At 43.4% G+C, this 26,888-nt stretch carries 23 protein-coding genes and 2 tRNA genes; 13 read left to right on the forward strand and 12 right to left on the reverse strand.

What is annotated here, in order from left to right:
* Positions 1 to 58: 58 nt before the first annotated feature.
* The gene (locus FGM00_RS13840) at positions 59 to 853 is read left to right on the forward strand and encodes a DUF2797 domain-containing protein (protein WP_138853481.1); all 795 of its coding nucleotides are present in this window, start codon (positions 59 to 61) and stop codon (positions 851 to 853) included.
* Positions 854 to 859: 6 nt separating this feature from the next.
* On the opposite strand, the gene FGM00_RS13845 is transcribed toward FGM00_RS13840, so the two are convergent.
* The 3 genes from FGM00_RS13845 to sppA form a co-directional block, all read right to left on the reverse strand.
* Positions 860 to 3,601: an AsmA-like C-terminal region-containing protein gene (locus tag FGM00_RS13845; RefSeq protein ID WP_138853482.1), complete on the reverse strand. Its 2,742-nt coding sequence runs from the start codon at positions 3,599 to 3,601 to the stop codon at positions 860 to 862.
* Positions 3,602 to 3,676: 75 nt separating this feature from the next.
* Positions 3,677 to 4,387 (reverse strand): queuosine precursor transporter, encoded by a 711-nt coding sequence (locus FGM00_RS13850; RefSeq protein ID WP_138853483.1) that lies wholly within the window; start codon positions 4,385 to 4,387, stop codon positions 3,677 to 3,679.
* A complete protein-coding gene (gene sppA / locus FGM00_RS13855; RefSeq protein WP_138853484.1) occupies positions 4,384 to 6,144 on the reverse strand; it encodes a signal peptide peptidase SppA in 1,761 nt (586 codons plus the stop codon). The genes FGM00_RS13850 and sppA overlap by 4 nt, the downstream gene beginning before the upstream one ends.
* A gap of 70 nt (positions 6,145 to 6,214) precedes the next feature.
* Here sppA and folK point away from each other — a divergent pair, with 70 nt between their 5' ends.
* Positions 6,215 to 7,360 (forward strand): 2-amino-4-hydroxy-6-hydroxymethyldihydropteridine diphosphokinase, encoded by a 1,146-nt coding sequence (folK, locus tag FGM00_RS13860; RefSeq protein ID WP_138853485.1) that lies wholly within the window; start codon positions 6,215 to 6,217, stop codon positions 7,358 to 7,360.
* A 118-nt stretch (positions 7,361 to 7,478) separates the two neighbouring features.
* Here the strand turns inward: folK and FGM00_RS13865 are convergent, their stop codons facing one another.
* The gene (locus tag FGM00_RS13865; RefSeq protein WP_138853486.1) at positions 7,479 to 8,009 is read right to left on the reverse strand and encodes an RNA methyltransferase; all 531 of its coding nucleotides are present in this window, start codon (positions 8,007 to 8,009) and stop codon (positions 7,479 to 7,481) included.
* A 368-nt stretch (positions 8,010 to 8,377) separates the two neighbouring features.
* On the opposite strand from FGM00_RS13865, the gene mutS reads away from it, so the two are divergent.
* The 6 genes from mutS (at position 8,378) to FGM00_RS13900 (ending at position 13,224) form a co-directional block, all read left to right on the forward strand.
* Entirely contained in the window at positions 8,378 to 10,960 is a 2,583-nt protein-coding gene (mutS, locus tag FGM00_RS13875) for a DNA mismatch repair protein MutS (protein WP_138854714.1), read from the forward strand.
* A 139-nt stretch (positions 10,961 to 11,099) separates the two neighbouring features.
* Positions 11,100 to 11,171 (forward strand) — tRNA-Gly (locus tag FGM00_RS13880).
* 159 nt (positions 11,172 to 11,330) lie between these two features.
* Positions 11,331 to 11,414: transfer RNA gene (locus FGM00_RS13885), tRNA-Leu, on the forward strand.
* A gap of 180 nt (positions 11,415 to 11,594) precedes the next feature.
* On the forward strand, positions 11,595 to 12,260 hold the full coding sequence (locus tag FGM00_RS13890; RefSeq protein ID WP_138853487.1) for a DUF4145 domain-containing protein: 666 nt from the start codon (positions 11,595 to 11,597) through the stop codon (positions 12,258 to 12,260).
* A gap of 18 nt (positions 12,261 to 12,278) precedes the next feature.
* The gene (locus tag FGM00_RS13895; protein WP_138853488.1) at positions 12,279 to 12,500 is read left to right on the forward strand and encodes a helix-turn-helix domain-containing protein; all 222 of its coding nucleotides are present in this window, start codon (positions 12,279 to 12,281) and stop codon (positions 12,498 to 12,500) included.
* Positions 12,501 to 12,918: 418 nt separating this feature from the next.
* Positions 12,919 to 13,224 (forward strand): hypothetical protein, encoded by a 306-nt coding sequence (locus FGM00_RS13900; RefSeq protein ID WP_138853489.1) that lies wholly within the window; start codon positions 12,919 to 12,921, stop codon positions 13,222 to 13,224.
* Positions 13,225 to 13,286: 62 nt separating this feature from the next.
* Here FGM00_RS13900 and FGM00_RS13905 read toward each other — a convergent pair whose 3' ends face one another.
* Positions 13,287 to 13,523: a hypothetical protein gene (locus tag FGM00_RS13905; RefSeq protein ID WP_138853490.1), complete on the reverse strand. Its 237-nt coding sequence runs from the start codon at positions 13,521 to 13,523 to the stop codon at positions 13,287 to 13,289.
* Between the two features lie 257 nt (positions 13,524 to 13,780).
* On the opposite strand from FGM00_RS13905, the gene FGM00_RS13910 reads away from it, so the two are divergent.
* From FGM00_RS13910 to FGM00_RS13925, 4 genes are all read left to right on the forward strand, one after another.
* Positions 13,781 to 14,542 carry an HNH endonuclease gene (locus FGM00_RS13910; protein WP_138853491.1) on the forward strand — a complete coding sequence of 254 codons (762 nt, stop codon included), beginning with the start codon at positions 13,781 to 13,783 and terminating at the stop codon, positions 14,540 to 14,542.
* A 39-nt stretch (positions 14,543 to 14,581) separates the two neighbouring features.
* The gene (locus FGM00_RS13915; protein ID WP_138853492.1) at positions 14,582 to 15,280 is read left to right on the forward strand and encodes a hypothetical protein; all 699 of its coding nucleotides are present in this window, start codon (positions 14,582 to 14,584) and stop codon (positions 15,278 to 15,280) included.
* Positions 15,281 to 15,598: 318 nt separating this feature from the next.
* Positions 15,599 to 16,372, forward strand: coding sequence for an SDR family oxidoreductase (locus tag FGM00_RS13920; protein WP_138853493.1), 774 nt, complete (start codon positions 15,599 to 15,601; stop codon positions 16,370 to 16,372).
* A gap of 29 nt (positions 16,373 to 16,401) precedes the next feature.
* Entirely contained in the window at positions 16,402 to 17,289 is an 888-nt protein-coding gene (locus FGM00_RS13925) for a dienelactone hydrolase family protein (RefSeq protein ID WP_138853494.1), read from the forward strand.
* Between the two features lie 53 nt (positions 17,290 to 17,342).
* Here FGM00_RS13925 and FGM00_RS13930 read toward each other — a convergent pair whose 3' ends face one another.
* From FGM00_RS13930 to FGM00_RS13960, 7 genes are all read right to left on the reverse strand, one after another.
* Positions 17,343 to 17,525: a CPXCG motif-containing cysteine-rich protein gene (locus FGM00_RS13930; RefSeq protein WP_138853495.1), complete on the reverse strand. Its 183-nt coding sequence runs from the start codon at positions 17,523 to 17,525 to the stop codon at positions 17,343 to 17,345.
* A gap of 22 nt (positions 17,526 to 17,547) precedes the next feature.
* Positions 17,548 to 18,570: a Gfo/Idh/MocA family protein gene (locus FGM00_RS13935; protein ID WP_138853496.1), complete on the reverse strand. Its 1,023-nt coding sequence runs from the start codon at positions 18,568 to 18,570 to the stop codon at positions 17,548 to 17,550.
* 39 nt (positions 18,571 to 18,609) lie between these two features.
* Positions 18,610 to 19,959, reverse strand: a complete 1,350-nt coding sequence (locus FGM00_RS13940) for a TolC family protein (RefSeq protein WP_138853497.1) — start codon at positions 19,957 to 19,959, stop codon at positions 18,610 to 18,612.
* On the reverse strand, positions 19,956 to 23,261 hold the full coding sequence (locus FGM00_RS13945; RefSeq protein ID WP_138853498.1) for an efflux RND transporter permease subunit: 3,306 nt from the start codon (positions 23,259 to 23,261) through the stop codon (positions 19,956 to 19,958). The genes FGM00_RS13940 and FGM00_RS13945 overlap by 4 nt, the downstream gene beginning before the upstream one ends.
* Positions 23,262 to 23,263: 2 nt before the next feature.
* A complete protein-coding gene (locus FGM00_RS13950; protein WP_138853499.1) occupies positions 23,264 to 24,397 on the reverse strand; it encodes an efflux RND transporter periplasmic adaptor subunit in 1,134 nt (377 codons plus the stop codon).
* Positions 24,398 to 24,844 carry a MarR family winged helix-turn-helix transcriptional regulator gene (locus FGM00_RS13955; RefSeq protein ID WP_236262788.1) on the reverse strand — a complete coding sequence of 149 codons (447 nt, stop codon included), beginning with the start codon at positions 24,842 to 24,844 and terminating at the stop codon, positions 24,398 to 24,400. It lies immediately after the preceding gene.
* 103 nt (positions 24,845 to 24,947) lie between these two features.
* A complete protein-coding gene (locus tag FGM00_RS13960) occupies positions 24,948 to 25,556 on the reverse strand; it encodes a TetR/AcrR family transcriptional regulator (protein ID WP_138853500.1) in 609 nt (202 codons plus the stop codon).
* Positions 25,557 to 25,637: 81 nt separating this feature from the next.
* On the opposite strand from FGM00_RS13960, the gene FGM00_RS13965 reads away from it, so the two are divergent.
* On the forward strand, positions 25,638 to 26,807 hold the full coding sequence (locus tag FGM00_RS13965) for a homogentisate 1,2-dioxygenase (RefSeq protein WP_138853501.1): 1,170 nt from the start codon (positions 25,638 to 25,640) through the stop codon (positions 26,805 to 26,807).
* Positions 26,808 to 26,888 lie beyond the last annotated feature (81 nt).

The following is a 26,888-nucleotide window of genomic DNA, read 5'->3' on the forward strand; positions in this document are numbered from 1 at the left end:
TGGGTTTATCGCTAAATTTAGCTTTAAAACTTATCATTTTCAAATTAGGGACACTTTTATGCAGTACGAAGGAGTTTTACGAAAAATGCAGACTGAAATCGGCAATCCTATTCAATATTACATGGTATTTGAGGATGATTTCCTGAACCTGAACCAAGTACTGGAAAAGAACCTGAAAATCGATTTTATAAAGCACCAATGCTTGAACTGTAGAAATGACAGGCCGATCTTTAGGCAAGGATTTTGTAAAAGCTGTTTTTATGAGATCCCGTTGGCCGGGGATTGGATCATGAGGCCCGAATTGAGCACCGCGCATTTGGGAAAGGAGGACAGGGACCTGCAATACGAAAAGAAAGTACAATTGCAGCCCCATATCGTATACCTGGCCAACTCCAGTAATATCAAGGTAGGTGTTACGCGAAAGACCCAGGTACCGACCCGATGGATAGACCAGGGTGCCCATGAAGCCATCGAAATCGTAGAAGTACCAAATCGCTATTTGGCCGGCGTTACCGAGGTAGCCTTAAAAGACCATATCGGCGATAAGACCAATTGGCGCAAAATGCTTACCAATACCGTTGAGGATGAAAACTTGGTGGAATGGCGCAACCGATTGAAGCAATATATTCCAGAGGAGGCACTTGAATATTTTATAGAAAGTAATCAGGAAACGCATCTTGAGTTTCCCGTTTTACGCTATCCCAAAAAAGTAAAAAGCCTTAATCTGGACAAGACCCCGAATTATAAAGGGATGCTGAAAGGCATAAAAGGACAGTATCTCATTTTTGAGGATGATACTGTTTTTAACGTACGAGGGAGCGAGGGATATTATGTGGGCTTGCAAATTAATTGAGCCCGTTTAATTTACGGAATCCTTCTTAACGGTATCTGCCTTCTTTTTCTTGTTTCCGAATAAGCCTCCGATAATATCCTTGGCTTTTTCCTTAACGACATCTTCCTCCTTTTTGGGTACCGAATCCGTTTTGGTCTTGGTGGAATCTTTCGATTTGTTTCCTAAAATTCCGCCTAAAATATCTTTTGCTTTGTCGGTGTTCGCATCGGTCTTGGTAGAATCGGCTTTCGAATTCCCGCTTAAAACGCCCTTCAAGAGGTCGGCTGCCTTGTCTTTGCCCTTGTTCAACAATTTTTGCTTTTGTACTTCCACCAATTGATTCGTCAACGATTTTACTCCCGATGTCATGTCGGTAGTTACCTGCGGACTGGTATATCCTCCTCCGATATTGGCCGTAACCGGAATTGTCAGGTCCTTCAATTCCTCTTCACCGATTTTGGCGATTAGATTGTTTACTTCACTTCCCAAATATTTGGCAGGCACCTCCATAGTGGCCTTGTAGTTCAGTTTTTGGTCGAAGGTATGGCCACCGTCAATACTAATCGCAATGTCTTTATACTTTATGGTAAACGGCTTAACACTTACCAAACCGTCTTTAAAGGACAATTTGGTTTTTAACTCGTCCAAATTCAACTGTTTCAGGTCTATAAAGTCCAACTTTGCATCAAGTGCCGCCAAGACCGGGGTTTGCTGTTCATCAATCTCTCGTGTAAAAATATTGGCCAACAAATCGCCGCTTAGCGACAAGAGGTCCGGACTGAAATCATCGGTCAGGTTTCCGGACAGTTCGATATCCGAATCTAGCTTTCCTTGTAAAATCTTGGCAATAGGCGCCAAGGTCTTGAACAGCTCAACGGCCTTGAACGACTCCCCTATCTCAAGCTTATCCAGCCCCAACTTCATCGCAAAAGTGGGCGTTTCGTTCTTTGTGGAGACTTCCCCGGCAAATGATACTTTCCCATCGAACATCGAGGAGGTCATATTGCTCAAAACCGCTTTTTCATCCTTGATACGCAGATTTCCCTTTACGTTTTTCAGCTCTAGGTTATCGTACAGTACCGTATTGGCAGCCACATTGATGTTCGCGTCCAGAAAGGAAGGAATTTTAATTTTTTCCTCTGAAGAAACAGGTTCCTCCTTCTGATCGGAACCATCTCCATCCCCATCATTGGAAACTTCGTCCGCTACCATAAAATCCTTTAACGCGAACGTATTGGAATTCAAATCGAAATTCCCCTCTACCTGTTCATCATTAAACATGAAACCTAGCAGGTTGTTGATGGTTCCCTTGGCGTTAAAATCGGTAGTCCCCGTGGTTCCGTTCAATTCGTTCAAACTTACCGTTGTCGGGTTGAAGGTCATCCCCACCGCACTTATTCGAACTGGATTGGGGATTTCAGGGGAGCTGTATTCGAAATCGGCCACCTTGAGCATTCCCGAGGTTTTGGTGTTCTGATAGCGTTGTTTTTCTATGGATGCCATATCGAATGCCGTGGTCACATCTGCATTTAAAATACCTTTTAGCTTTAAGTCGGCGGGCACGGGATAAGCCTTGGAAATATTCGCCAGATTCATGGTGCCATCAACGTGGGCGTCTACCTTCGTATTCCCCATAAGATCGGTAATCTTGGAGACCATATTGAACTTGTCCTCATCGATCATAAAGGAAAGTTTATCAATAGTTACGTAAGTATCTTCAACAATACCGCTGGCGTTGACGATATCGACATCGATAAAGACGTTACGTACCGACTTGGGCAAATCGGGATACTTGAACGAGGCGTTATCGGAATTGATTTTGATGTCGAATTTGGGAATGTGGGTCTCATCCACAACCCCATTGAATTTACCCGTAACGGTGAAATCGCCGGTAGTCTTTACATTCTCTATATTCTTGGAATATTCGGCAGGAATTACGGCCAAGAAATTCTTGAAGTCCGATGATGGCGTTTTAAAACTGATATCGACCTCCTGATTTTCCTCATTCACCTTTACGAAGCCATCAAAAACCAAAGGCAGTTGATTGACCAGCGCCTCGTTTTCAAGAAAGCTATATTTGTTTTCGGTTAGGTCTACACCGATCAAGGCATCGAGTTGCACACTATTCTTGTTCAGGTAGTTGGTGCTGTCCAACTCAAAGGAAACCAGGGCCTCGGTATGCGTATCCAGCTCGGAGGTCGTTGCCGATAAGTCACCCGTACCTTTGTGCTGTATGCCGGAAACCACCAAATGTATTGCTGCGGCCCTATCATCATAAATCACTTCAGAATCAGTTATTTCATACGATTGCAAGTCTAGGGTAAAGCCATCGGAAGCGGCTGTCTCATTTTCGGTGCTTCCGCTATCCTTTCCGATATCGTAGTTGGCCAGTTCCTCCTCATTTACCTTAACATGCAACTTTGCCCCATTAATCGTTAGGTTCTTAATGCCAATAGGGTCATCGGCTCCCTTAAAAAGCTCCCCTATACCCATTTTAAGGCTAACCACTTCGGCAGCGAAAAGCGTATCGCCTTCAAACGGGGCATTCGTAATCAAGGTGGTATTCGCCAAGCTCACTTCCGCGTTCGGAAAACTGGCGATAAGGCTTAGGTTCGCCTCGCTAAAATCCAAGGTCGCATTTACGTTATTGTTCACATTGTTTTTGATCAGCTCACCTATCTTCGCCTCGAGAACAAATGGTGCGGCAACAAGCACTACAAGGATCAGCAGCAATACGATACCGACAATCTTAAGAATTTTCTTTTTCATAAAAAACGGATATATCAAACTCGTCTTGAGTTCATTTACTGTTCAATAACAACAGTCTAAATCGTAGAATAGTATTTATACTTCTAGCTTTATTTCCTCCCCTTCGGCAAGGCCGAAACGCTTTCTAAACAGATATACGAAAAAATACAGGAAAGGGGTGTCGATAAAAGCTATAAAAACCTTAAAAAGAAACCCGCTTACGACAAGTCCGAAAAAGATATCCCAAGGCAACACCTTGAACACGCACAGTAAACCGACCACGGTAAACGTATCGATAAATTGTGAGAGGAAGGTCGAAAAATTGTTGCGTAACCAAAGGTGCTTCCCCTTGGTCAGGCGTTTCCAAAAATGATAAAGGGCAATATCGACATACTGCGCGAATAGATAGGCGATCATCGAGGCCAAAACCGCCACCGGCGACAAGGCGAACACCTTGGTAAAAAGTGCATCGTTAATAGGGGAATTTTCTATGGCCGGGGCGATATCGGCTACCAAAATAATCCCCATGGAAAAAAAGGAAGCGAAAATACCCGTGGTCACGATTTGGTTCGCTTTTTTTCGCCCATAGATCTCGGATATCAAATCGGTAATCAGGAAGGTGATCGGATAGGGTAAAATACCTACGGATACTTCAAATAAAGATGCGCCGAAAACAGTGATTTCCCCAAAAGGATTCCAATAAAAGAACTTTTGAAATATAAGGTTCGACACCACCAAAGAGGTGATGAACAGGGCCCCAAGGTAGAGGTAAATCTTATATGCTAGTCTTTGGTCTTTTAGCGTCATTTAATATCCAGCACAAAAGGCATTCTGGCCTGTACTCCTTTTTGTTCCATGGCCGATTTTACCTGTTTCAGAATAGTGAATGCCTCGGTACCGATTTCTTCTTCTATAAAGTTTTGTTTCGCTTGAGTACTGGCACCACCCAAATCTTCCATCAACTTTTCAAAACCGGTTTTGTATCTCGGGAATTTCTTGATCCCATAAGAAGAAAGACCTGCCTGTTCGGCCGCTTCGGTAATGGCATCGTTCAGATTGCCCAATTCATCTACCAATCCTAGGCGTTTAGCGTCGGTGCCACTCCATACACGGCCTTGGGCCAGACTATCGGCCTCGGCAATGGTGATACCCCGACCTTTAGAAACACGGTCCAAGAACGTTTCGTAAACCTCTTCGATACCTTCCTGCACCGTATTTCTGAACGTATCGCTCATGGGCTCGAATAAAGAATATTCGACGGAATTTCTATTCGTCCCCACCTGTTCGGCATTGACACCGATATCATTTGCCAATTCGGCAATATTCGGCACTGTTCCGAACACTCCGATAGATCCGGTAATGGTGGTGGGCTCTGCAAATATTTTATGGGCTCCTGCCGCGATATAATATCCTCCGGAGGCGGCTACATTCCCCATAGAGACCACAAAGGGCTTCTCGGCCTTGGCCAACTCCAGTTCACGCCAAATAATATCCGAGGTGAGGGCGCTACCTCCCGGGGAATCTACCCGCAATACAATGGCCTTGACCGTCTTGTCGTTCTTGGCCTTGCGAATGGCCTCGATCATAATACCCTGCCCTATGGCTTCTTGGCTACCTTCGCCATATATAATTTCACCCTGCGCGTAAATTACCGCAATCTTTTCGGTGCCGGTGTTTTTTCCTCTCTTGTTCGATCGCGTGACATAGTCCTCTAGCTGTACAAGGTTCAAGTCATCCTTACTTTCAAGACCCAAGGCGTTCTTTAGTACCTGTTCGTATTCATCGTAAAAAACGAGTTCGTCGACGAGACCTGAAGCCTTGGCATGATCGGAAGTTCGCCCACCCAGGGTATCGGCGATTATATTGAGGTTTTCACGACTCATTTTCCTACCCGTTGAAATATCCTCCACCATATCGTCCCATAATGAACCGATCAATTCCTTTATCTGGGTTCTGTTGGCATCGCTCATCTCATTGGCGATAAAGGGTTCTACGGCACTCTTGTATTTTCCGTGCCGAATGACCTCCATTTTAATACCCGTCTTTTCCTGAAGCTCCTTAAAGAAAAGCACTTCCGAGGAAAGCCCCTTAAAATCCAATGCTCCCACAGGGTTTAAAAAGATACTGTCCGAAACACTGGCAAGGTAGTAGTCTTTTTGCAAGTAAAAATCGGCAAACGAATAAACGAATTTGCCCTCTTGCTTAAAATCCTCTAAGGCATCGCGAATAGCCTTTGTCTGGGCCAGGCCGGCCATAAGAAAATTGTTGTTTAAACTGATTCCGCGAATATCCTCATCGTTCTTGGCAACGGCTATCGCCTGAAGGATTTCATCCAAGCCTTGCGAAAAACCAAAAATCCCGCTGAACGGATCTGCCTCAACATTGCCCACATAGTCTTGTATCGGATAATCCAATCGTAATTCCAATATGGAGTTCTTCTTTACCGATACATTATCCTCGGTATTTCCGAGTAAACTGGCAAAGATGATAAACATAACGAACACGATACCGAGGGCAATTAAGGTACCCAAGATGGCCGCTAACAAGTTTCTTAAAAAATTCATTGATTTTGCTTATAATTAATGGTTCAAAGATAATGAACTCCTCATACTTTTTAGTATTTTGCCTTGCAATATGCCCCAACTCAAAACCGCATACCTATCCCTTGGGAGTAATCTTGGTGACAAGCCTAATTTCCTGCAACATGCCCTCTTTGCCCTTCAGGAAAAGGCGGGAGATATTGCTCGTATTTCCCCAGTCTATGAAAGTAGCTCATGGGGTTTCGAGGCGGAGAATTTCCTGAATTGTTGTATTTCGCTGCAAACCGAACTGCCGCCGCAAGAGCTTCTTGCTACCATTCTAGAAATTGAGAGTTCGTTGGATAGAAAACGTTCCAAGGAGGAAGGTTATATTTCCCGTACCATAGACATCGATATTTTGTATTATGACAAGGATACGGTGGTTGCCGAAAACTTGGTGATACCCCATCCGGAGCTACCCTACCGTAAATTTGTATTGCGCCCATTGGCAGATGTAGCGCCGCAGTTCTACCATCCTGTACTCAACAAAGATTCGCGTAACCTTGTGCAGGAATGTCGGGACAAAGGCACCTTGGAAAAAACCACCTACCGACTCTTTAAAGACCGAAAGGCCCTTTTTTCCCATTTGGGATTTATTGCCGTCGAAGGAAATATCGGAGCGGGCAAAACCACCTTGGCACATAAAATCGCAGCTGATTTTAATGCCAAATTGGTTTTGGAACGTTTTGCGGACAACCCTTTCCTGCCCAAGTTCTATGAGGATCAAAACCGCTATGCCTTTCCACTGGAAATGTCTTTCTTGGCAGACCGTTACCAGCAATTTACCGATGACACTTCGCAGTATGACCTCTTTAAGAGTTTTATGGTGAGTGATTACGATATCTATAAATCATTGATTTTCGCCCAGGTAACCCTGCAAAAAGAAGAGTTCGGATTGTACCGTAAACTTTTCAATTTAATGTACAAGGAAGTTAAAAAGCCCAAAATCTACGTTTATCTGTATCAGACCACGGAACGTTTATTGGAGAATATCAGAAAAAGAGGAAGGGATTACGAGCAAAATATCGAAGCGGAGTACCTTGACAAGATCAACCAAGGCTATATTGAGTTTATCAGGGGCTATCCCCAGCAAAACAGTCTGATTCTGGATGTTACCGCGCTAGACTTTGTGGCCAAGGAAGCCGACTACGAGACCATTATATCGGCCGTGCAACGATTCGCCACGGCCAAGTTATTTTGACAGTATTGGCAAAAAAATATTTGCGGGGAAGCGCATTTTTGCTTTATTTGTGCTTTCCTTTTAAAGGAACTAACTAACTCAAACAGTGGTGAAAGCCTCAGCAGTCGCTGGGGCTTTTTCAATTTTGCAGTTTACTCCAAAAGTTCCATACCACTACCCCGACACTAACCGAGATATTCAAGGAGTGCTTGGTGCCGTACTGGGGAATCTCGATGACATCATCGCAACGATCGACAACTTCTTGTGCCACTCCCTTTACCTCGTTCCCAAAGATCAAGGCATATTTTTGATTTTTCGACACCTCGTAATCCTGCAGCATGGTTGCGTTCTCGGCCTGTTCTATGGCAATGGTGGTAAAGCCCTGTTGCTCTAAATCCCCAACAAGCGCGACACAATCTTCAACATGTTCCCAGGCAACACTTTCCGTGGCGCCCAGTGCTGTTTTTCGGATATCCTTATGGGGCGGGGTTGCCGTAATTCCACAGAGGTATATTTTTTCGACCAAAAAAGCATCCGACGTCCGGAATATCGAACCGATATTGTTCAAACTGCGAATATCGTCCAAGATGATGACCAAAGGGGTTTTCGGGGCCTGTTTGAATGCTTTGATGTCGAGACGTGGTAGTTCTTCGTTTTTTAATTTACGCATGAATCAGGTTTCGGGTTTCAGGTTTCGGGTTTCGGGTTTCAGGTTTCAGGTTTCAGGTTTCAGGTTTCAGGTTTCAGGTTTCAGGTTTCAGGTTTCAGGTTTATGAGAATACATATTCAAAAACTAAAAATACGCTCTATGTACATTTTAAAACATCTCCCTTATTACAATCGGCCATCGTTGTTTTAACTTTTTAAATTTTAAACCTTCTGCGGTACGCCTGCTTTAAAGTTATCCCCAAAATATCAACAATAGGCTAGAATCCTAAAGCAAAAATAGTACATTCGTTTTTAAGGGTTTAGGAATGAAATCGTTTTAAAGACAGTAGATTGAAAAAAGCGCAAAAAGCCAAGAGGGTCACCCCCTTAATGAAACAATACAATACCATCAAGACCAAATATCCTGATGCGTTGTTGCTGTTTCGTGTGGGTGATTTTTACGAGACGTTCGGTGAAGATGCGGTAAAGGCCTCCAAGATTTTGGGCATCATCCTGACCCATCGCAACAATGGAGGAGATCGCACCGAGCTGGCCGGCTTCCCGCACCATTCCTTGAACACCTATCTACCGAAACTGGTAAAAGCAGGGCAACGTGTGGCCATCTGCGATCAGCTGGAAGATCCTAAAATGACGAAAACCATCGTAAAACGCGGTGTTACCGAATTGGTCACCCCGGGCGTTGCGATGAACGATGACATCCTCACCGCAAAAACCAACAATTTTTTATGTGCCGTGCATTTCGGTCGAAAATTGTTGGGAGTTTCCTTTGTCGACATTTCCACAGGGGAATTCCTGACCGCTGAGGGCACCGAAGAACAGATCGACAAACTGCTGCAAAATTTCGCACCGAATGAAGTATTGGTCTCCAAATCGCACAAAACCGAATTTTTGGAGGTTTTTGGCAACCAGTTCCATACTTTTTTTACCGAAGATTGGGTATTTCAGGAAGATTACGCCTTTGAGACGCTCACCAACCATTTTAAGACCAAGACGTTAAAAGGCTTTGGTGTGGGGCATTTGAGCCATGGCATTATCGCTTCGGGCGTGGTGTTGCACTATTTGTCCGAAACACAGCACCGACAGCTACAGCATATCAATAGATTGCAGCGCATCGTTGAGGAAGAATATATTTGGATGGACCGTTTCACCATTCGGAATTTGGAATTGTACCAATCGACCAACCCTAATGCCGTTACGCTTCTAGACGTTATCGACAAGACCATTTCCCCCATGGGCGGGAGGCTTTTAAAACGCTGGTTGGCCCTTCCGCTTAAAAACATTGAAAAGATACGCAATCGGCATCAAGTGGTCTCGTTCTTTGGTGAAGCGGAAATTTTGCTGGATAAAATACGCCACCATATCAAACAAATCGGCGATTTAGAGCGCTTGATATCCAAGGTGGCCACCGGAAAAATAAACCCGAAGGAAGTCATACAGCTCAAAAACTCCCTAGAGACCATAGTTCCCATCAAAAAGCAAACGGCCTCTACCGAGAATGAGGCGTTGCAACGCATTTCCGACCAATTGCATACCTGCGATACGCTACGTGCGAAAATCAAGGAAATGCTCAACGAGGAGGCCCCGGTATTCATACCTAAAGGAAAAACGATTGCCGATGGGTATTCCCAAGAGCTTGATGAATTGCGGGCACTCGCATTTTCGGGAAAAGACTACCTCAATAAAATGCTGGAACGGGAAACCGCACGCACTGGCATTACTTCGCTTAAAATCGCTTCGAACAACGTATTCGGATATTACATTGAAGTACGCAATACCCATCGCGACAAAGTGCCGGAAGAATGGATCCGAAAGCAGACCTTGGTCAATGCCGAACGCTATATAACCGAAGAACTAAAGGAATACGAAGGTAAGATATTGGGTGCAGAAGAGCGCATTCTACATCTAGAGCAGCAGCTATTTTCACAATTGGTGGTCTGGATGCAGGAATACATCGCTCCGGTGCAACACAATGCGTACCAAATCGCCCGATTAGACTGCCTAACGGGCTTTACGCAGTTGGCCAAGAAACACAACTACGTCGCTCCCCAGATGAACGACTCGACCGAAATCGAAATCAGGAATGGCCGACATCCGGTCATCGAAAGACAATTGCCCTTGGGCGAGCCTTATATTGCGAACGATGTGGTGCTGAACCGTGAAGACCAGCAGATCATCATGATCACGGGCCCGAACATGAGTGGTAAGTCCGCCATATTAAGACAAACCGCCTTGATCGTACTTTTGGCGCAAATGGGGAGTTTTATCCCTGCCGATTCGGCGAACATCGGCTATGTCGATAAAATCTTTACACGCGTGGGCGCCAGCGATAATATTTCTATGGGCGAATCGACCTTTATGGTCGAGATGAACGAGACGGCATCTATCCTGAACAACCTTAGCGAACGCAGCTTGGTCCTGCTCGACGAAATCGGAAGGGGAACGAGTACCTATGACGGGATTTCAATCGCATGGGCCATTTCGGAATACTTGCACGAACATCCCGCCCGTGCAAAAACGCTGTTCGCAACGCATTACCATGAACTGAACGAAATGTCGGCCACTTTTGAACGCATCAAGAACTACAACGTTTCGGTAAAGGAATTAAAAGATAATGTGCTCTTTCTACGGAAACTTACCGCTGGGGGTAGCGAGCATAGCTTTGGGATACATGTGGCGAAGATGGCGGGAATGCCGCAACAGGTCATCCACAAAGCCAATAAAATCTTGAAAAAGCTTGAAAAGTCGCATTCCAACGAAGAACTGACCGACAAACTACAGTCTGCCCAAAACGAAATGCAACTCAGTTTCTTTAACCTGGACGACCCCCTCTTGGAACAGATCAAAGAGGAAATTACGCATCTGGACATCAATACGCTAACGCCGGTCGAGGCACTTATGAAACTAAACGAAATCAAACGATTGCTGGTCAAGAACAAAAAGGCGAGTAGCTAGCGAAAACCCTTTACCCTAAAAGACTATAGAAATCTTTCCAATGCTTTTTTAATAAAAATTGCTTTGCCTTTTAGAGAAATGTATTAAATTTGCTTCCGCGTTCGTTTAGAATGATGTTCATTAAAATAGATTATCAAATGCGAAAGTAGCTCAGGGGTAGAGCATCACCTTGCCAAGGTGGAGGTCGAGGGTTCGAATCCCTTTTTTCGCTCAAAGAGCGCAAAAAGCACCCTTTTTGATTTCTTGGAAGTCATTCGAGGGTTCCCCCGAAATTTCGGGGCCTTTTTTCGCTCAAAAAACGCTGCAATTCAGCGTTTTTTTTTGTCCTGTCCGTTCATAGCGGCATTGAAGACTTGCCCACGGCAGTCAGGCTCGAGTGGTGGAATTGGTAGACACGCCGGACTTAAAATCCTGTGACCATCTGGTCGTGCGGGTTCAAGTCCCGCCTCGAGTACGGAAACCCTTATTACTCAGAATTAAAAAACTGATAATGAGGGTTTTATTTTTTGAAATAATATATTATTCCCGACCAAATCCCGACAATCTATAATTACTTCTAATTTTGGGAAGGTTTTTGTATTTAAATTCATTCAAAAATCACACAAGTCGTAAATTGAACGGAAATAAAAGACCTATGGATTTACTTACCAACACCGATAAAAAACTTTTTGACAACGCAATAAGTTGCATATGTCCACATTGTGGAGATTCAAATTCCCCAAATTTAACTTCTACCCCGAAGCACAACTTGTTATTTAGGCATAGGCCGAAAAAAATCGGAATGGCTTACCTCTGTAATACCTGTAAGGAACCTTTATTTTTCAAATTTAAAATTCTTAGCATTGACAGTATGAAAATAAATATATCGGATGAATATGAAGTAATTGAAAATCCTAAAGTAAAGTTTGATTACGAGCATTTACCCGAAGTTGTTAAAAATGATTTTAAAGAGGCTTTAGGTTGTTATACTAATGGCTTGTATAATGCTTTTGCAGCAATGTGTAGAAGAACCATTCAATCATCTGCAGATAACCTAGGAGCTGAAGGGAAAAGTAAAGTTCAAAATCAAATAAATGAACTTAAAGAGTTAGGCACTTTAGACGATGAAACCTACGAGATTTTAAAACGAATCATATTGGACGGTCATGATGGTGCACACCCTCATTTACCAGCGCTTTCGTTGGAAAGAGCGGAGATACTTCTTGAGTTATTGAAAGATGTTTTGCATCAATTATTTATTAGAAAAGGCCGGATCAAAAAGGCTGCCAGACTTAGAACCGAACAATTGAAAAGCAAGTAATAGTTCAAGAAATCAATTATGATAATAGGGGAATCAAATGATTTTGGTGCGCTACTTAGACACACTCGTAAAACATTGGGTATAACTCAAACCTTTCTGAGTCAAGAAAGTAAAATTACGCGTGCGGTAATATCTGGTATTGAACTTGGAAAAATTAAAAACCCTCATTTAGATACTGTTATCAGGATATCGAATGTACTTAACTTAGGCGTATTCATTCAATCAAACCGAGAAGATTGATTTAAACACGTGTACGCCCGTTCGGGTCAGTCATTTGAGTAGTTCGGCACGAAACAAAATACGACGCTCTTATGGCCTATTATATTCATTCTTAGGATAACTTAGCTAAATCCTAATTCGAATGACCTAAGAAGGTTATAAACGCAGACTTAGTACTGATTTAATTAGTTTGACGCCTGACTACGATTAATCTTACTGCCTTATTACCATACTAACTAAAGAATGGTATTACTGGATTTACATTGATTTCCTAAATTTGACAACCATATCCATTGAAACAAAAAGAAGTGCGCCCAATTCTGGGCCTAGCCATTTCTTTAAAAAATTTTGACTTTCGAATATGATAAAAAATACCATCTTAATTCTACTTATTCTATTTACGCACTTACTGGCACTTAGTCAAAACTATTCCGAGCCATTGGGAGGAGTAGGATATTTAACATGCGATGAATTAGAAGAGAGTGTAATCAAAAAGACTAAATTCAATAAAGGATGGGATGATTACGAATTGAATTCCAGTTTTTTGGAGAGAGTCAAGTTTTACGAAACTAAGTTCTTCTATACTTTTGCTTTGGCAAAATTTAAAAACAAGCCAGCTGTTTATGTATTCTGCGGTATTCCTAATGAGAAAGCATCACTTTTTGAAGTGTACCTAGAAACAGGGGAAAGTTCAGGAGAGTTGTTCAATAAATATATCTCGCCTTATAAATGTGATTGTAAATAAACGTCAATCTACCTTATCATAGTGGGCTTATAATCAACATCTTGCATTTCCGTGACTTGGCTCTACTCTTTTTTATTTCTCTCCTGTGCTTCTTTGATTTTCCTATCAACTTTTTTCGCGTACTCCGGGTCCTTTTCCGCTCTTTGCGCTATCCTTGCCCGTAGGCCGGCTCTCATCGCCGGCGTAAGTTTTAGTGTCTTGGATGCCTGTTTCTTCTCCTTCACGTTTCTGTACGCTTGGATTTTCAACTTCTGTATTCTTGTCAATTTGCTATATCTATCAGTTTCTTTGCTTTCCATGCTGCCAATTTATAAAATAATTCACATATTACTACCCCCGGTTTGGTATACAGGTTTGGGAGCCATCCGGACCAAAAGGAAAATCGAATCCTCAGACCCCATGGGGTAAGATTAGAGTAATTTAGATTTTAAGTTTTGACTTTTTCTATGCAACAGATAGATATCTATGGTGGACACGCACTACTATTTCAAGGCCGAGATTTCTCGTACCGGTATTTTTTGGTGTAGTTTTAATTGAAAGAAAACTCCCTTAAAACATGATTGAAAAAAAGTGTATTTGGTGCCTTAAGTCGGAACATGAAACTGATTTCTTTAGCAAGGCTCATACTATACCGAAGTCATTAGGCGGTCAGAACTTCAATCCGAATGTATGTGATGTATGTAACGCTTATTTTGGAAATAGGCACGAATACAATTATTCAATCGAGGAAGCACTCAAGGAAGCATTCAACATTACCAGAATCCGTTTAAGAAATAGAAAAAGTAAAAGGAAAGTAGGACGGTTTAAATCTAAATTCTTTGAAGTCAAAGAAAGAAAGGGCAAGTATAGATTAACAGTTAAACCCTCATTCCGCTTCAATAGTGAATTTCAAACTACCCTTTGCCGAGCGTTCAAGAGGGGGCTCTATAAAATGTTTTTCGAGGAATTAAATAGGCAAAAGAAAGTCGGTTTTGAAAAGAAGTATGATTTAATCAGACAATTTGCTAGATATGATATGGGCAACCTACCCGTTTTCTACTTTGAAAGATCGGTAGGAATAATAGTTGGTACTGATACTGAATACATCACCCCGGTTCTGATTTTCAATCGAATGACTTATTTGCATAGTACAGCAGGATTTGAAGAGATTGAATTTTTAGGACATGTATTCGGATTTCCTATAACCGACTATACCCCAAACACTTTTAAAAGTTATATGGAACAGTCAATAAGACTGAAAAAAGAATTTTTTAAAGGTGCTATTCTAATTAATCGAATGACTGATGTTGATATTGTATTATCTGTTATGAACGGATGATTCCGTACATTTAAAATATTTTAAGTCAAAAGATATCACATGATTTCTTGGAAAAGCATATCGATTTTCGGAAATAGTCAATTAATTAATAGATCTTATATCTACTTATTTATCGTTCCTATTTTTGCCAAATTACTTTCCAAACTACAATCACCATTAAAATTTAAAATAGAAGGAAAAATTTACGAGTTGGTTTTGGAGTTGCCTTTTAGTTGGACTATGTTCTTTGCAAGTGCATTCTTGTTTACAATTGCCTCAATATTATACTACTATGCAGCCCCATCAATAATTAAAGAAAATAAATCTTTCGGGACATTTTTAATTGATAGAAAGGATATCCCTCATATATCTAACTATGCCGAAGGTATGGGCATAACTAGGAAATGGTTTGTGGGAATTGGAATGGGGGAGCATGAGGATTTTAGTCCTTTAGTTCTATTTGAGAATTTAAAACACCAATCCGATGAACTTAAAGAAGAAACTGTAATTGATATTGAAGAAATAAAGAAGATTAGCAATCAAAAAAAACTAAAAGTCTATAAAGAAGTTCATCGAAAACGTCCGCCTAATGAAGAAAAGGAAGAATTTATGCAATCCAAATTTTGGTCAGTCTATGATTATGCGAATTCTAGTAAAAAGACTTCAAGGATAATTTGTGCTTCGTTATACGGCTTAGGCTTCGCATTTATCTTAGTAGTTATTTTGCAAGGAGCATGGACTGTACTCCAAATGTGGTAAGATGTAAACCAATATTGTAAAGAGAAATCTTTGATAAGGAATTATTGGTTTGTTATGGTATCGGTTGCTTATTTGTTTGCTCTTCTTCGTGTATACAGTATTTTTAAAATGATTCGGCCGTCCTGTTAGCAAAATTGATTTTATTGCGTCAAACCTATTTATATCTGTTTTTTCGAGGTGCTTTAATCCCGTAATTGATAATAGATTTGAACTTTTCCTAAAAACCAATCCCCTCTTTTAATATCTCCAAGTAATGCGTTTGCCGACCATCCAACGAATCAGTACATTTATAAAAATGATTTACCCGGAACAGCTTCAATGGATTTACAACTAGAAAACAAACTCTTTTTAGTAGGCGGCGCGACCAGTGGCCTGGGCAGGGCGATAGCAGAACAATTGGTCGCAGAGGGCGCAAATGTCCTCGCGGTGGCCCGTACGGAGTCGAAACTTCAGGAATTACAACAATTAAGCAATGGCATAGAAATCATTGCCGGCGATCTTTCCCAACCGGAAGTATTGAACGCTATCCTTACAAAAATCGGAAATCGCGTGTTGACGGGAGCCGTCATCAACTCGGGCGGACCCCCGGCCATGCCGGTAATGGACACCAAATTATCCGATTGGGACGCCGCGTACAAAACAGTGGTGCGTTGGAAAATAGGGCTGACCCAGGCGCTACTGCCCAAGATGATGGAACACAGCTACGGGCGACTGCTTTTTATTGAAAGCGTATCGACCAAGCAGCCCGTTGAAAATTTGGTATTGAGCAACGCCATGCGTCTGGCGATTACCGGGTACGTTAAAACCCTTTCCCAAGAAATCGGGGCGTCAGGGGTTACCCTAAATATTTTAGGCCCAGGCTATCACGCGACCCAGCGCATGGAGAATCTATTTGCCAAAAACAGCGAACTAAAAGGCATTCCGGAAGCAGAAATCCGCAAATCGTTCTCAGCACAGACCGCCGTCAAAGCGATCGGAAAACCAGCGAATTTCGCCTCTTTGGCCGTATGGATGCTATCGCCGTATAGTGGCTATATTACGGGGCAGACCATCACCGTTGATGGCGGATTGGTGAAAGGCACAATGGGGTGACTCTGAATCAACTTTAAAATCAAATCAAGATGAAAGAATTAAAAAAAGAAGACATCAAGCAAGAAGTGTTCGACCTCTATGACGACTATGCGCATAACAGGGTGAGCAGAAGGTTGTTCCTCGACAAATTGTCTACCTATGCTGTGGGTGGACTCACGGTAGCCTCGCTGGTCAGTTTTATATCTCCCGACTACGTCAAAAAAATACAGATACGCCAAGATGACCCCAATCTGAAGTCCGAATACATTACCTATGATTCGCCTAAGAGGGGAGGTACCATAAAAGGGTTACTCTCACGCCCTGTCGATGCCAAGGAAAAACTGCCCGGGATTATCGTGGTGCACGAAAATAGAGGGTTGAATCCGCATATCGAGGATGTGGGCCGAAGGGCAGCCTTGGCCGGGTTTATCTCGTTGGCCCCTGATGCCTTAACGCCGTTGGGAGGATATCCCGGAAATGATGATAAGGGACGTGAACTGCAGCGACAACGTGACCGCAACGAGATGTTGGAAGATTTTATCGCCGCCTTCGAACATTTGAAAACGCATCCGGAATGTACCGGGAAGGTCGGTGTGGTCGGCTTTTGTTTTGGGGGTTGGATTTCGAACATGATGGCAGTGGAAGTGCCCGATCTAGGAGCGGCCGTTCCCTTTTACGGCGGTCAGCCCAAAGAAGATATCGAAAGGATAAACGCGCCCTTACTGCTCCATTTTGGGGAATTGGACAAGCGGGTGAACGAAGGTTGGCCAGCTTATGAAGCTGCCCTTAAAGAACACGAGAAGGAATACACTGCCTACATGTATCCGAATGCCAACCATGGATTTCATAATGATACTACGCCGAGATACGATCGGGAGGCGGCCGAATTGGCATGGCAACGCACAGTGGAATTTTTTAAGAACCACCTAGTCCCTTAAGATGTTCTTGCGCTCAAGCGTATTCGTTTCTAATCCCTTTCGCTGGGAGCAGCTTACTGCTCGATATCCTGGGCGTCAAAGCCGACCAGCTCGTTTTCCTCGAAACGAGGCGTCACCTCGATGGGGTTGCAGCAGACCTCACAATCCTCTACATAGGTTTGACTCGTGATGGAAGGGTCTAACAACATCGATATCTCTTCCCAACAGTAGGGGCATTGAAAGAAGTGTTCGTACATTAGCGCTATTGCATTAAAATCATTATAGAAAAATAAGCTGTTCCTTCTCTGAAGAACGGTACAGTGCGGTAATGACCGCTACCGCTTTTCTAGCTTCGATACCATCTACCATTGGCGCACGCTTTTCCCGAATGGCATCGATCATATCCTTCAGTACTATTTTATGGTTGCGATGACCAATGGCAGCGGGATCGGCGGCACCACTTGCGTTTTTTCGTTTATTACTAGGTTGCGGTGCTGAAACGCCCTGCACGTTCCATTCTTTGATGTTACCCCCTTCCATGAGAATACTTCCCTTTTCCCCATAGATCTCTAAGCGTTCCGGATATCCGGGGAACAAGGCCGTACCTGCTGTAATCGTGCCGATGGCTCCATTTTTGAAATTCAGTATCCCCGTTCCAACATCTTCACCTTCAATATCATGTACCAAGGTCTTCATGTCTCCGAAAACGGAAGTTACTTCTCCCATGAGGTTCAGGAGTAGATCAATGGTATGAATACCCTGATTCATCAAAGCGGCGCCTCCATCGTACTTTTTGGTTCCGCGCCAAGGATTTTTGGCGTAGTACGCTTCAGACCGATACCAATTGATATGGGCATTGCCCAAGAGCAATTTTCCAAGCAGTCCGTTTTTGACTACCGCTTCAACGGCACGGTAGGCTGCAGCACATCTGTTCTGAAGTACGCAGCCAAGTACAACGCCCTTTTCCTTACAGGCCTTGATGACGGCATCGATTTTTTCGGTTGTTACTTCCAGTGGCTTTTCAGAGAGCACATGTTTCCCTGATTGGGCAGCTCTTATGGCAGCATTGCCGTGTAATCCGCTTTCATTGCAGACGCAAACCAAATCGATTTCAGGATGGTTCAGAAATTCTTCCAACTCAGTTAGAACAGGTGCGCCAAAGAGATTTTTAGCGACAATAACCCTACTCGGGGTCGTCGTGTAAAGGGCGATTAGTTCGGCATCTTCAAGCTCAGCAAGGCACTTTACGTACGTATTTACGATAGACCCGGTTCCGATTACTCCAACGCCTAGGGTTGCCATGAAGGATGATGTTTATTAAATGATAATATAGCGTAACAATCAGAAATCTACGTTCAGGAGTTGCCCCGTTAATTGTAGCAATTGTAATTCTGCCAACTTTGCGTCGTACTTGGCTAGATTTTTATTGGTTTGAGCGTTCAAAAGATTGATTTGGGCTTGGCGGAATTCAATGGATGTAATCCTCCCCAATTGAAATTGCTCCTTGGAACGTTCAAAATTGTTTTGGTTCGTAAGCACGTTCTGCTCCTGAATCTGGTAAATGTTCAATCGATTTTCATAAATGGCTTTGGCGTTCTGAATATCCCGATTGACTTCCAACTCGATCTGTTGTTTCAAAAGTTCCTGATTTTCGTAGGCGATTTTGGCGTTGCGTACGCGAACGTTCGTGCCTCCTCCATCGAAAATATTCCAAGTCAATCGCGCCCCGAGACCAAAATTCCATGTCGTATTGTTGGTTCCCGGAAAAAAGGCAGATGCCGCGCTTTGATTCAAATTCCATCCGTAGGTACCGTTTAAACCGATAGTGGGCAGGTAGCCCGCTTTATTTACTTTGATATCGTAGGCGTTAATGGCCAAATTGCGCTCTGTTTGTAAGATGGCCACGTTGTTCAATGTCGCTTGTTCCACAAATTCATTCAACTTCGGCTTGGGAATAAAATTGATTAAGGTGTCTACCTTAAAAAGCTCATTTAAATTCTGGTTCAAAACTACGTTCAAATCACGTTTGGTGTTGGCCAATTGCTGCTGCGTATTCAATAGATTGATACTGTCATTGGTCACATCTACTTGGGCGTTCAATATATCTAATTTTGTATTCTGACCATATTCAAAAGCGTATTCGGCACGTTTGATACGTTGGGATGATATCTCTAAAGCCTCCTGAAGTACATTTTGATTCTCGGTTAGCCGAGCCACCTCAAAATACACGCTAAACAATTGTAGCATGGTATTCTCGATGGTTTCCCTTGCTTGCAATTCGCTCAATTGGTACTGTTCCTTCAACCTCTTGTAATTGTAGAACCGACCTAGGCCATCGAACAGAACGTAGTCGGCCGTTAGGCTCGAATTGTACCGTTGTGCTTCCGCTTTGTTAAGTTCTACATCGGCACGTGGGCTCCCATCCTGATTTACTTGCCCAGGAAATTCGATGACCGCATCGTCCCGATTGTAATTGGCCGTGGTGGAATTGGTCAAGGTGGGTAGATAACCCGAGTTCAAAATACCTTTGTTATTTTCCGCAATTTCGACTTGGTTCTTAGCCACTTGAATGCCAAAATTATTCTGCAGGGCCAAATTGACCGCATCTTCCTTTGTCAAAAGATTCTCTTGTGAAAAAACGGGTATAGTTGTAAATATGATTAGGAGGCTAGTGAATATACAATTTCTCATTCTGATGTTCCTTCGGTTTCTGTAACAACTGGTTCGTGTGCCGTTGCGGCGGTCGTGGACGTCAAATGACCTGCTACCCCATTTTCCGACCGCTTTGATATTTCGTTCAAATGCTCTCCCTCTTTCTGTTCCTTAATGGCACGTTCTACTTCTTCCTTAGTAACGTCGTTTCCTGTTGCCAGCCATTTTGCACCGACTTTAAATTTATTACTAAACGACAGGAATAGGGGTAACATCAATAAGGTGAGAACGGTCGCAAAACCGATTCCATAGGCAATCGAAATGGCCATAGGCTTTAAAAATTGAGCCTGCCTACTGGTTTCCAACATTAAAGGAGCCAAACCTGCTATTGTAGTAATCGATGTGAGGAATATCGCCCGAAACCGGGAACGTCCCGCATCGTAAATCGCTTCATCGAAGGTCATGCCCAACCTTAGGTTTCCATTAAATTTACCGATTAGCACCAGGCCATCGTTCACCATAATACCGATCAATGCGATAATACCCAAAAGCGATAGGATATTCAACGGAAAGTCATGGATCCAGTGCCCCCAAGCCACTGCCGTTAAACTAAAGGGGACCAACAAAATAAGCATCAAGGGTTGGCTAAAACTTCGAAAAGTAAAGGCGATGGTAATGTAAATCAATAAAAGCACCGATAGGCCCACGACCTTGAGGGAAGCTGTTAGCTTACCTAGTTCCCTATTCTGACCTTCATACGATGCCGTCACCGTTGGATATTTACTCTGAATCTCCGGCATGATCACATTTTGTATCTCGGCCATAATATCGGTAGGGCTGTCTTTAAAGTCCTTCAAATCTGCGGAGACCTGGATCTCTCTACGCCCTTCGAGACGATTTATGGCCACATCGCCACGTTCTATTGTGTAGGTAGCGATTTCCTTCAAGGGTACCCGACTACCGGTAGGCGTTACGATTCGCATCTCGTCTAAATCGGTTATCGAGGATCGGTCCTGCCGGTCATAGCGAACCCACACTCGGATTTCGTCTTGCGATCGCTGAAACCGTTGTGCCTGGGTCCCGAAAAAACCGGCCCTTACCTGCGTCATGATATTTCTCAGGTCCAACCCGAGGAGATAAGCATTTTCCTTTAGTTCGAGTCGAATTTCCTTGATTCCGGCCGGATCGTTATCTTCGATATCCTTGAGACGGGAATTGGTGAGCAGGGCATTTTTTAATTCCGTCTTGGCCGCCTTTAGTTCTTCTATGTTATTCCCTAAGAGTGAAACGGAAACCGGCGAACCACCAAAGTTACCACCGGAGCCGTAAACCAAACTCTCGACCCCGATAACGGGCCCTACGAGTTCTTGCAATCGACTGGTCACCAAGTCCGATACGACCTCATCGGGTCGCTCCTCTCCAGGTAAAAGGTTGATGCTGAGCGTTGCATTCGCCGAACCCGGACCAACCCTACGAATCATGTTTTCGAACAATATCTTGTCAGTACCTTTTAGGTATTGTTCCGTAAGTTCTTGGTTTACGATTTCAGCCTTTTCCTCGATCATCGAAATGATGGAATCGGTTACCTTTTCGTTGGTACCGTTGGGCATGGTTAACGTAATCTGCACCCGATCACTTGCAATCCTGGGAAAGAAAGAGGTGCGAATAATGCCTCCTCCTATCGTACCTATCGTTAAAATCAGCGCCATCGCGAAAATTCCGAACATCAAGAGTTTGTAGCGAAGGGCGAAGCGTAAAGCAGGGCTGTAAAAATTATCGCGCATCCAACCCATAAAATTATCCCCGGCCTTATTGATCAGCCGAAGTTTGGCAAAAGCCTGTCCCATTTTCGATTTTGGCTTATCGGATGAGGACCGAAGCGCTTTGGAATGTGCCAAGTGAGCCGGTAAAATGATAAGTGCCTCGACCAAGGATACCACCAGTGTCAAGATGACGATTACCGAAACCTCTCCAAAGAACTCCCCTATTCTGCTATCGAGGAACAAGAAAATCGAAAAGGCCAAAATCGTGGTGATGATCGCCGAGATGATAGGAGGCAATACTTCCATGGTGCCATCTACCGCAGCTTGTACCGGCGATTTGCCCTTCTCGTAATGTTGATAGATGTTTTCGGCAATGACGATACCGTCATCTACCAAAATACCGATAACGATAATCATTCCGAACAATGAAAGCACGTTGATTGTTACGTTAAAAAAGCCGGCAAAAACGAACATTCCCAAAAATGCTACCGGAAGTCCGAAAGCGACCCAAAAGGCCAATCGGGTATTTAAGAACAAGGACAAAAAGACCAGCACAAGTATCATTCCGACAACGGCGTTCTCGGTCAAGAGGGCCGTACGCTGAACAAGGGTGGTCGACAAGTCAGAAACCACATCAAGTTTGATGTTGTTGTATTTTTGATTGAATTCGGTGATATATTCCTTTACCTTTTCTGCGGAGCTTACCAAATCTTCAGTGTTGGTACTTGTAATCGTCGTATTTACGGACAAGTTGCCGTTAAAAAACAATGCATTTGGCGTTTCTGAAAAGCGATCCCGAATAATGGCTACATCTTTTAATCGTACCGATTGGCCCGAGGCATCGGCACGGATGATGATATTCGAGAGTTCGTCACCATAGTACGACCTATTGTTCGCACGAATCAAGTATTCCTCGGCATCGGTCTTTATATTACCTCCGGTAACGAGAATATTGGCATTGGCTACGGCCTGGGCCACTTCGGTGAACGACAGATTGTATGCCAGTAAACTGTTCTCGTTTACGGCAATCTCAATTTCCTCTTCCGGATAGCCCGTAATCTCGATTTTGGAGATACCTTCTATGGCCCGAATATCGTTTTCGATGTCCCTCCCCACTTGTTTTAAAGTAGCCAAAGGGATGTTCTCCCCACTTATCGAAAAACTGATGGTTTGGCGCACCGCTTCCAACTTTGAAACAATGAGGGGTTCCATACCCGTCGGAAATGTAGGTACCCGGTCGACCGCATTCTTGACTTCCAACAACATAAAATCGATATCCCTTCCCTTTTCGATTTCTACGTTGATGCTACCGCTATTTTCGCGCGAGGTAGACGTGACCCGATCCACTCCTTCCAATCCCTTTAAATTATCCTCGATTTTAAGGACGATTCCCTCTTCCACCTCTTGAGGTGAAGCCCCCGGATAAGTTATGGTTATTGCGATATTCTTAGAATCGGTTAGCGGGAAGAACGACGATTTCAAGGAGTTCGCACCAGCGATACCGAAAATGGCGAAGGCAATAATGATGACATTTACCGCAACGTGGTACCGTATAAAATATTCGATTACTTTTCGCATCCTTACTTGGTATTTGCAGTTTTGTCCTCAAATATCTTAACCGTCATTCCGGTATAGGCACCGATCAAGGGTTTCGACATGATTACCGTACCGTCGGGAACATCCTTGAGCACTACTTTCTTATTTGTAAAATAAACAGGTTTTACATCGATCAAATCCAAGACGGTATCGCGAACGACAAAAATCTTATCGTTCTCCAAAAGTAAGCTCCTATCTATTTCGATGGCGTCATTTTCGTCCTTGGCATCAAGGTTGGCCTCGAGGTACATGCCTTCCCTTAGGTTTTCGTCGGCCACATCAATGAAGGCTTTAATGGTCTGCGAGGCTTGGTCTACGCTACCATTTATACGAGCGACCTTGCCTGTGTAGGTCTTTGTCTTTTCGAGGTTGGTCAGTTCTACGGGCTCACCAACCTTCAATAGGTCGCTGAAGGTCTTGCTTATGGCGACTTCCAACTCATAGACATCGGTATTGATGAATTCCCCTAATTTTTGTCCTGAACGTACCAAAGTGCCCTCGGTCACCAAGGCCTCGGTAAGTACCCCGTTAAAAGGTGCGGAAATACGGTATTTGCCCAAACGTTGCTCCAGGTTTTTTACATTGTAGTAACTGGTCAAGATGCCGCGTCCGGATATAAAAAACTTTTCCCTTTCCGTAGTCATTTCCGGAAAAGACGGGGTGGTCTTTGCCATATCGAATCCGGTGAGGTAGGCTTGCCATTTTGGAAAAAGCTCCGGATAATCCAAGCGAAGGTCCGGCATGATACTGGTCAGCTGGTTGTAAAGATTACTTTTGGCCGATTGTACACTTGCCATATATTCGGAAGCATCTATCCTGATGATGGTTTCACCGGTGTTGAAACGCTGCCCTTCTTTGAATAATTTTGCACCTTTTCGAAACACCCCTTGCACTTCGGAATACAACTCTACCCTTTGTTTGGCGGTAAGGTTACCGTTGGCCGGAATTTGAATAGGCACCGTACCGTTTTTTACCACTTCGGCAAAGACGGTTTTCACCACTTTTTCAGCCTTCGGCGCAAAACTTTTTTTGTTGTTGATGATCACGCCCGCGAAGTAAACTCCCAGTATAATCAGAAGCACCCCTAAAATGGATAAAACTATTTTTCGTGTATTCATTTAACTCAGATTGGTCTGTACTTTTTTAAGAATGGAAATAATTTGTTGTTTCTCGGTCTCCGAAATCGCATGTTCCATGCGTTTGATTAATTTACCGACAAAAGGTTTAGCGCTTTCGAAAATTTCTTTGCCATAGGAAGTTACGAATACTTGGTTGACCCGCTTATCGGATGCGGAAGGCTTTCGCACTATAAATTTCTTTTTTTCCATCTTCGAAAGCAATCTAGCAAGGGACGACTTGTCTCGATAGGTCAGATAGGCAAGCTCATTTTGGTTGAGTCCGTCTTCATCGTGCAATTTTTTAAGCACTACCATTTGCTCCTTGGTAAGATCCAAACCCGCTTCTTTAATGGCTTCGTGTAGATGGTAATCGACCATTTTAACTGTGCGACCGAGCCATGGTCCGATAGACTTTTCAAAATCGATAACGAGCTCGTTTGGTTTCACGCGTCGAAATTAAGTCATATCTATATAGTTGCACCTGCAACTGTGGTTAAATAATTCTTAAAAAAGTGTGAATACGATTATGTGCATCCGAAGCTCGGGAAGACTATCGCGCGATTCCGCCAAAAACCAAGAGGACGATTTGCCGCTCCAATTCGACAGGGTTAATAGCACTTTCCGAATTGGAAAAGGCATCGTACAGCCAACGAATGGAGGATAATATCACGGCTGTCGCGACCTTCTCGTCCATTTCCTTAAAATTTCCATCCTCGATTCCGGAACGCAACAATTTGGTCATTTTTTGCTCGTACAGACTCCGCAAGTTAATGTATTCGCTATACTTGGGTTCTTTAAGGTTCCGCCACTCATTAATCATAAGGGCTACTTCAAGCGGTTTTTGCGCTGCCACTTGAATATGTGCCGATATGACCTGTTTGAGTTTTTCGTCGGCAGGATAGGTCGATGCCAAAATGTTATCCATTGCATGATGAAATTCGTTCGAGGTTCGAAATAGAAACAGCTCCAAAATATCCTGCTTCGATTTAATGTAATTATAGCTGTTAGATACATCAAAGTTCATTCGCTCCGCAATGTCGCGCATGGTCGTAGCCTTAAAGCCTTTTTCGTGAATTAGCTGCAAGGAGGCCTGTAAAAATTCTTCACGTTTGGTCGTCGTCTTCATAAGCGCGATCGAGTTATTTTCTTGGTTGCTCATTGCAATTTAACAAAAATATCGGCATAATAAATAATCGTTGATTTTAAATGAACAATTGTTTATATTTGAAAAAACAAAACTATGCCCTTCTATCATAAACTCGGTAAAATTCCACCAAAGCGGCACACACAGTTTAGAAAGCCGAATGGTGAACTGTATTCGGAACAATTGTTCGGCACCATAGGTTTCGATGGCATGTCATCCAATTTATACCACGAACACCGTCCTACCCAGGTCAAGGAAATTCAAAAACAATACAGTGTCGCGCCAAAAATAGCGCGGCAGAATAGTATTCAATCCTACAAGCTGAGAGGGTTTCAAATCACACCGGAAACCGACTACTTGGATAGTCGAAAGATAATTTTGACCAATAGTGACTGTAACATCATTTTAGCAGCTCCCAAGACTTCGCAAACCGACTATTTCTATAAGAATACCGATGCCGACGAGGTCATCTTTATCCATAGGGGCACGGGAAAACTGCGCACCCACATGGGGAACCTTGATTTCGGCTACGGCGATTATTTGGTCATCCCGAGGGGGATGATCTATAAAATCGACTTTGATACCGAAGACAACCGATTGTTTATCGTAGAATCGTATCACCCCGTTTATACTCCGAAACGATATCGCAACTGGTTCGGACAATTGTTGGAGCATTCGCCCTATTGCGAACGCGATATCAGACGACCGCAGGAGTTGGAAACCCACGATGAGAAAGGGGAGTTTTTAATAAAAATCAAAAAACAGAACGATATTTTCGATGTGGTCTATGCTACGCATCCTTTTGATGTGGTCGGCTACGACGGCTTCAACTACCCGTACGCTTTTTCAATTCACGATTTTGAACCGATAACCGGACGCATTCATCAGCCACCACCGGTACACCAGACTTTTGAAACAAGTGCCTTCGTGATATGTAGTTTTGTACCCCGATTGTACGACTACCATCCGAACGGCATTCCTGCACCCTACAATCACAGCAATATTGATAGTGATGAGGTACTGTATTATGTGGATGGGGATTTTATGAGCCGAAACGATGTGGAGGCGGGTCATATCTCCTTGCATCCAGCCGGTATTCCACATGGCCCCCATCCCGGAGCTACGGAACGGAGTATCGGAAAAAAGGAAACCAAGGAATTGGCAGTTATGGTCGACACTTTTAAACCGCTACAATTGACCGAAGATGCAATAAAAATTGGCGACGAGTCCTATCACAAATCGTGGTTGGACGAGAATCATCGCTGAGAAGTACATTAGACCGCCGCGCTATTAGATATCAGAAGTAAGATTTATTTTAATTGAACAAAACTGCCCAGCTTAATTGCT

It is taken from the genome of Aggregatimonas sangjinii, assembly GCF_005943945.1.
Classification (GTDB): domain Bacteria; phylum Bacteroidota; class Bacteroidia; order Flavobacteriales; family Flavobacteriaceae; genus Pelagihabitans; species Pelagihabitans sangjinii.

What these genes read in the sequence shown, in the direction of transcription:
- FGM00_RS13840 (WP_138853481.1), top strand. Translation starts at nt 59, where the DNA reads ATGCAGTACGAAGGAGTTTTACGAAAAATGCAGACTGAAATCGGCAAT.
- FGM00_RS13845 (WP_138853482.1), bottom strand. Translation starts at nt 3,601, where the DNA reads ATGAAAAAGAAAATTCTTAAGATTGTCGGTATCGTATTGCTGCTGATC.
- FGM00_RS13850 (WP_138853483.1), bottom strand. Translation starts at nt 4,387, where the DNA reads ATGACGCTAAAAGACCAAAGACTAGCATATAAGATTTACCTCTACCTT.
- sppA (WP_138853484.1), bottom strand. Translation starts at nt 6,144, where the DNA reads ATGAATTTTTTAAGAAACTTGTTAGCGGCCATCTTGGGTACCTTAATT.
- folK (WP_138853485.1), top strand. Translation starts at nt 6,215, where the DNA reads ATGCCCCAACTCAAAACCGCATACCTATCCCTTGGGAGTAATCTTGGT.
- FGM00_RS13865 (WP_138853486.1), bottom strand. Translation starts at nt 8,009, where the DNA reads ATGCGTAAATTAAAAAACGAAGAACTACCACGTCTCGACATCAAAGCA.
- mutS (WP_138854714.1), top strand. Translation starts at nt 8,378, where the DNA reads ATGAAACAATACAATACCATCAAGACCAAATATCCTGATGCGTTGTTG.
- FGM00_RS13890 (WP_138853487.1), top strand. Translation starts at nt 11,595, where the DNA reads ATGGATTTACTTACCAACACCGATAAAAAACTTTTTGACAACGCAATA.
- FGM00_RS13895 (WP_138853488.1), top strand. Translation starts at nt 12,279, where the DNA reads ATGATAATAGGGGAATCAAATGATTTTGGTGCGCTACTTAGACACACT.
- FGM00_RS13905 (WP_138853490.1), bottom strand. Translation starts at nt 13,523, where the DNA reads ATGGAAAGCAAAGAAACTGATAGATATAGCAAATTGACAAGAATACAG.
- FGM00_RS13910 (WP_138853491.1), top strand. Translation starts at nt 13,781, where the DNA reads ATGATTGAAAAAAAGTGTATTTGGTGCCTTAAGTCGGAACATGAAACT.
- FGM00_RS13915 (WP_138853492.1), top strand. Translation starts at nt 14,582, where the DNA reads ATGATTTCTTGGAAAAGCATATCGATTTTCGGAAATAGTCAATTAATT.
- FGM00_RS13920 (WP_138853493.1), top strand. Translation starts at nt 15,599, where the DNA reads ATGGATTTACAACTAGAAAACAAACTCTTTTTAGTAGGCGGCGCGACC.
- FGM00_RS13925 (WP_138853494.1), top strand. Translation starts at nt 16,402, where the DNA reads ATGAAAGAATTAAAAAAAGAAGACATCAAGCAAGAAGTGTTCGACCTC.
- FGM00_RS13930 (WP_138853495.1), bottom strand. Translation starts at nt 17,525, where the DNA reads ATGTACGAACACTTCTTTCAATGCCCCTACTGTTGGGAAGAGATATCG.
- FGM00_RS13935 (WP_138853496.1), bottom strand. Translation starts at nt 18,570, where the DNA reads ATGGCAACCCTAGGCGTTGGAGTAATCGGAACCGGGTCTATCGTAAAT.
- FGM00_RS13940 (WP_138853497.1), bottom strand. Translation starts at nt 19,959, where the DNA reads ATGAGAAATTGTATATTCACTAGCCTCCTAATCATATTTACAACTATA.
- FGM00_RS13945 (WP_138853498.1), bottom strand. Translation starts at nt 23,261, where the DNA reads ATGCGAAAAGTAATCGAATATTTTATACGGTACCACGTTGCGGTAAAT.
- FGM00_RS13950 (WP_138853499.1), bottom strand. Translation starts at nt 24,397, where the DNA reads ATGAATACACGAAAAATAGTTTTATCCATTTTAGGGGTGCTTCTGATT.
- FGM00_RS13960 (WP_138853500.1), bottom strand. Translation starts at nt 25,556, where the DNA reads ATGAGCAACCAAGAAAATAACTCGATCGCGCTTATGAAGACGACGACC.
- FGM00_RS13965 (WP_138853501.1), top strand. Translation starts at nt 25,638, where the DNA reads ATGCCCTTCTATCATAAACTCGGTAAAATTCCACCAAAGCGGCACACA.